This window comes from Gammaproteobacteria bacterium, assembly GCA_011375345.1.
Taxonomy (GTDB): Bacteria; Pseudomonadota; Gammaproteobacteria; order DRLM01; family DRLM01; genus DRLM01.
In genome coordinates this window covers 1-4,063 of record DRLM01000019.1, presented here as the reverse complement: position 1 = coordinate 4,063, position 4,063 = coordinate 1, and the positions used below count along the sequence as shown (strand labels likewise).

Below are 4,063 nucleotides of genomic sequence, written 5' to 3'. Positions count from 1 at the left end.
CAGACACAAAAAACCCGCCATAACAAATGCCAAAGCGGGCTGCCCTCGCTTTAGCCGTATTTCTAACGCGCCCGCAAGCTGAATATCAAATCGGCGCATCCGGCAAGTCTAACGAACCGGGCCTGCCTGTCAAGGCCCATCCCCCAAGGCCCCAATGTAAGCCAGGGCCCGCGCTATCCTCACCAAGGTCCGCTCACGCCCGATCAAACGCAAGGTCACGTTGATGGGTGGCGACACGGTGCCGCCGGTCACAGCCACGCGCAGCGGCTGGGCCAGTTTGCCCAGTTTGAGATCAAAGGCTTCGGCTGTGCGGACCACCGCATCGTGGATGGCTTCGTCCTCCCATCTCTCCAAGACTTTCAGCCGTTCCGCCAAGGCGACCAAGGGTTCGTGCACGGCGGGCTTGAGGTTTTTGGTGGCGGCTTTTTCGTCGTAGTCTTCAAACTCTTTGTAAAAATACACACTGCCCTGCGCCATGTCTTGCAGGGTTTTGACGCGCTCCTGCAAGGCTTTGACGACATCCACCAGGGGCGGCCCGTCGCTGGGGTCCACGCCCAAGGCGCCCAGATGCCAACTCAGATGATGGGCGATATGGGCGGGTTCGCCCTCTTTGATATAGTGCTGGTTCAGCCACAACAGCTTGCCGGGATTGATGGCTGAGGCGGAGCTGTTGATATTTTCGATCTCAAACAGGGCAATCATTTCATCGACGGTGAAGATTTCCTGATCGCCGTGGGACCAGCCCAGGCGCACGAGATAGTTCAACACGGCTTCGGGCAGGTAGCCTTCCTCGCGGTATTGCATCACGCTCACGGCGCCGTGACGCTTGGACAGGCGTTTGCCGTCCTCACCCAGGATCATGGGCACATGGGCGTACACCGGCGGTTCAGCCCCCAGGGCTTTAATGATGTTGATCTGGCGGGGCGTGTTGTTGAGGTGATCGTCGCCGCGGATAACGTGGGTGATGTTCATATCGAGGTCGTCCACCACCACGGTCAAATTATAGGTGGGCGTGCCGTCGCTGCGGGCAATGATCAGATCGTCCAGTTCGCTGTTTTGGAACACCACCCGGCCACGCACTTTGTCGTCCACCACCACGGTACCCTCAGTGGGGTTTTTAAAGCGGATCACGTAATCGCCCGGGCCCTCGCCGCCGCCGTGGCGGCAACGGCCGTCGTAACGGGGCTTTTCCTTGCGCGCCATCTGGTCTTCCCGCAGGCGTTCCAGCCGCTCTTTGCTGCAATAGCATTTGTACGCCTTGCCCTCGTCCAGCAGTTGTCGAATGACTTCCTGATAGCGCTCAAAGCGGTGGGTTTGGTGAAACGGCCCCTCGTCATATTCCAGACCCAGCCAGGTCATGCCCTCCAAAATGGCGTTGATGGACGCGGCAGTGGAGCGCTCCAGGTCTGTATCTTCGATGCGCAGCACAAAGGTGCCGCCATGCTTGCGGGCGTAGAGCCAGGAAAACAGCGCGGTGCGGGCACCGCCGATGTGCAGATAGCCGGTGGGACTGGGGGCGAAACGGGTGCGTACGGTCATGCTGGGAATCCCTATGGGGGTTGCCGGGTCAAAAGATGGCGCATTCTAGCAAGGGTGCGGCGGACCTGACAGGGCGGCACCGCCCAACGCGCGCTTGTTACAATAAGAACCGGTTTCCGCCCCCGGCGCTGTGGCGAAAAAATTGATTTGACATCCCCGCTTTTTTGAAAGGGGAGGGAAAGACCGATTTTGGACATCAGTCATGAGTGATCACAGCAAAAAAACGCCAGCCGCGCCCGGCACGTCTGGGGAAGTGGCGCGTTTTCTCGAACAGATGAACCGGCTCCCGGCCACCGGCAGCCGCCGCGGGCGGCTGATTTTCGCCATGGACGCCACCGCCAGCCGCCAGCCAAGCTGGGACCGCGCCGCCCATGTGCAGGCCCAGATGTTCGACGAGACCGCCAAGCTGGGCGGGCTGGACGTGCAACTGGCCTATTTCCGCGGTTATGGCGAATTCCACGCCACTTCCTGGCGCAGTGATCCCCGGGCCCTGCTCCAGGCCATGACGGCGGTGCACTGCGCCAGCGGGCTGACCCAGATCGAGCGGGTGATCAAGCACACCCTGGCGGAACACCGTCACCGCGCCGTCAATGCGCTGGTGTATGTGGGGGATTTCGTGGAGGAAGACATCGAAACCCTGACCCGCCGCGCCGGTGAGCTGGGGGTGCACGGCGTGCCGGCGTTTCTGTTTCACGAAGGGGACGATCCTCTCACCGCCCATGCCTTTCAAAGCATCGCCCGCTTGAGCGGTGGCGCCTATTCCCGCTTCAATGCCGACAGCCCCCAGCAACTGCGCGAGCTGCTGGGCGCCGTGGCCGTCTACGCCAGCGGTGGCCTGAAAGCGCTGGACGATTACGCCCGGCGGCACGCCCAACTTGCCCCCCTGCTCACCCACCAACTCAAGCGCTAGCTAAGACATGCCCCAGATTCTGGTTTTGCTTCTGCTGGTGGCCATTGTGCTGGTGATCTTCGGCCGCTGGTTTGCCCACACCCCGCCGGAACGGATCAAAGCCGCATTGCGCCGCACCCTGTGGGCGGTCCTGGCGGCCCTGTTTCTCTTGCTGGTACTCACCGGCCGCATGCACTGGGTGTTCGCCCTCATCGGCGGGGCCATTCCCCTGATCCAGCAGGCCATCCTTGCCTGGCGGCGGGCGAAAATCCTGCGCGACCGCCTCTCGCCCAATGGCGGCAGCAGCGGCCCCCGGCACTCCAAGGTGGACACCCGCTATTTGCGCATGGAACTGAACCATGAGAGCGGTGAACTGAACGGCGAGGTACTGGAAGGCCCCTATCAAGGCCGCCAGTTGAACGAGCTGACCCGCAGTGCCCTCCTCGACCTGCTCCGCCACATCCAGCAGGACAACGAATCGGCGCGCCTGCTGGAGAGCTATTTGGACCGCCGCTTCGGCCCCGAATGGCGGGATGAAGGCGCACGAAGTGGCCCTGGCACTGAGCACCACGGCGGCCCCATGACCGAAGCCGAAGCCCTGGACATTCTCGGCCTCGCCCCTGGCGCCGGCCCTGACGAGATCCGCGCCGCCCACCGCCGCCTGATGCAAAATTTCCATCCCGACCGCGGCGGCTCCACCTACCTCGCCGCCAAAATCAACCAGGCCAAGGACGTGCTGCTGGGCAAATGACAGCCCGGCAATTGACGCGCCCTCTTCTCATCCGTAGAATTTCCGCTTCTTGGGCGATTAGCTCAGCGGGAGAGCACTGCCTTCACACGGCAGGGGTCGCTGGTTCAATCCCAGCATCGCCCACCAACTTAAAATTAAATGGGCCGCGTTGAGGGTGGCGGGGGGCAAGGCACCGGGCGCGGCTTGATTGTCGGTCCAGGTGGCCGCTCGCGAAGCCCATCAGAACATCCCAAATGTTGGCAGGTTGTTGAAAAACCATGTTTGCGGCCGCCAGCGTTGAAAAAAGGCCAAGAAGGTCTCTATCAACACCCTGTCAGGGAGGCGACACTCAACCATCAGTCTGATATCCGCACATAACGCTCAAAATCTTTCAAATGCCATGATTCATTGATCCCGATATGAGGGATCAGCAGGTATTTCCATGATTTCCCGCCGCCATGTTTTTCCGCATGTTCCGAGGCATGCCGACACCACCGGGCCGCCACCTCTGCTTTGGCCAGCACTTCCGAGTCCTGCATGTCGGACTTGGCTTTGGTTTCCACCATATAAATCACACGATCCGTCTCGGCCACGAAATCCGGCACGTATTCGAGCTGCTTCGCGCCGTGCTGGTAGTAAACCTGAAACTGGCCCTTGACAGGCCGGAACCACTTTTCCGCATCGCGCTCCAGGATAACGGCGAACCGTCGTTCGCTGTCTGAATCGAACTTTTGCAGTGGATAGAGGCATTTTTTGAACCCACTGAACAGCATCTGCTTGATCCGGCCCTTGTCTTCCACTGTTTCGCGGCAATCACGAACCGGGTGCCTTTCCGACGCCGTATAGTTGCAAGGCTTGAGCTGGGTGAAGCCGCGGCTGACCTTGACCTCATATCCAGCCGCTTT

The 4,063-nt window shown here is 60.8% G+C and carries 3 protein-coding genes and 1 tRNA gene; 3 read left to right on the top strand and 1 reads right to left on the bottom strand.

Going from position 1 to position 4,063, the window contains the following annotated elements; genetic code table 11:
• Positions 1–129: 129 nt before the first annotated feature.
• Entirely contained in the window at positions 130–1,539 is a 1,410-nt protein-coding gene (locus ENJ19_01680; protein ID HHM04437.1) for a glutamate--tRNA ligase, read from the bottom strand.
• A gap of 202 nt (positions 1,540–1,741) precedes the next feature.
• Here ENJ19_01680 and ENJ19_01675 point away from each other — a divergent pair, with 202 nt between their 5' ends.
• The 3 genes from ENJ19_01675 (at position 1,742) to ENJ19_01665 (ending at position 3,305) form a co-directional block, all read left to right on the top strand.
• Positions 1,742–2,449 carry a VWA domain-containing protein gene (locus tag ENJ19_01675; protein HHM04436.1) on the top strand — a complete coding sequence of 236 codons (708 nt, stop codon included), beginning with the start codon at positions 1,742–1,744 and terminating at the stop codon, positions 2,447–2,449.
• Positions 2,450–2,465: 16 nt separating this feature from the next.
• Positions 2,466–3,179, top strand: coding sequence for a molecular chaperone DnaJ (locus tag ENJ19_01670; GenBank protein HHM04435.1), 714 nt, complete (start codon positions 2,466–2,468; stop codon positions 3,177–3,179).
• 51 nt (positions 3,180–3,230) lie between these two features.
• Positions 3,231–3,305, top strand: a tRNA-Val gene (locus ENJ19_01665).
• Positions 3,306–4,063: the final 758 nt, after the last annotated feature.